This window comes from Kitasatospora sp. NPDC088779, from assembly GCF_040685395.1.
GTDB lineage: Bacteria > Actinomycetota > Actinomycetes > Streptomycetales > Streptomycetaceae > Kitasatospora.
Genome location: NZ_JBFBHW010000110.1, coordinates 2,824 through 3,923 on the forward strand (window position 1 = coordinate 2,824; position 1,100 = coordinate 3,923).

Consider the following 1,100-nt stretch of genomic DNA (forward strand, 5'->3'; position numbering starts at 1 on the left):
TCGTTTCCCGGCCCGGCCCAGCATCCGGCGGGCCCCGACCGGTGCCCACGGCTGCCCGGTCCCGGGGCCGTGCAGCTGGACCAGGAGCATGCCGTGCCCGGCAGTGTCGCGCGGATACTCACCGCGGTGAGGTACTCGAAGTAGGTGTGCACCATCGCCGGGCTGACCCGCTTGATCAGCCCGCCCGTCACCGTGCCGCGCTCGATTCGCCAGGGATGCTTGGTCTTCGCCTCCGCCCGGTTCGGGTTGCCGAGGCGGTGGCAGACGTGGACGTGCGGGGTGCGGCACTCGCCGCAGGGCGCGTTCTCGCGCAGGTGCAGGTCCACCAGGTGCAGCCCGCAGAGTTCGCCGATCCGCAGCCCGCCGTCGGCCAGCCAGGTCACCAGCAGCCGGTCCCTGGCCGAGTTCACCGCCGCCAGGAGCTTCTCCCGCGCGCCGTCGGGGAGCATCTTCGGGTGCCGGCGGTGCGGCCCCGTCGGCGCGAGCGGGTTGGTGGGCAGCGTGTTCTTCACGTGTCCCAGGAACGCGCGGCGGCGGTCCGCCCGCGTGGGCAACCGGGAGGTGTCGAGCTTCTTGCCGAGCTCACCGTTCACTCCGAGCGAGGACTGGTGCAGGTAGAAGCCCTTCAGGCAGGCCGCGGCAGTGGACAGTGCGGAGCGGCCGTAGGGGCGCTTGCCGATCCGCCACGGCTCGCCGAGCGGCATGCGGACCTCGGCGCCGACGATCCCCATGTAGCGCTCAAGGTCCCGCAGCACGACCTTGTCGAAGGCCAGGCATTCGCGTTCCAGCCAACGCAGGTGGTCCACCAGGTAGTACGCGTAGGTCTTCTGCGTGCCCGACCCGTTGTGCACGCGCAGGAACCGGTCCGCCTCCGCGTGAAGACTGCCCTCGGGCCACACGATCGTCCACGGCCGCCGCCCGTCCTTTCGCTCGATCTGCTGGACCCTCAGGTCCCCGACCACCACTCGCCGTGCCACTTGTCCTCCGTACCGACTCCGGACCATGACAGGCGTTCCGGACACGGTCGGTAAACGAGCCCGCGACGCCCTGGTCACAGGCCCAGACGGACATCACGGGCGGCACTACCTGCGGTCGGTAAA

The 1,100-nt window shown here is 70.7% G+C and carries 1 protein-coding gene; it reads right to left on the bottom strand.

Translation table 11 applies throughout. The annotated features are described in order from the left end of the window. On the bottom strand, positions 1–977 hold a 977-nt coding region (locus AB0P03_RS40615), incomplete at its 3' end, for an integrase (protein ID WP_363633763.1). Positions 978–1,100: the final 123 nt, after the last annotated feature.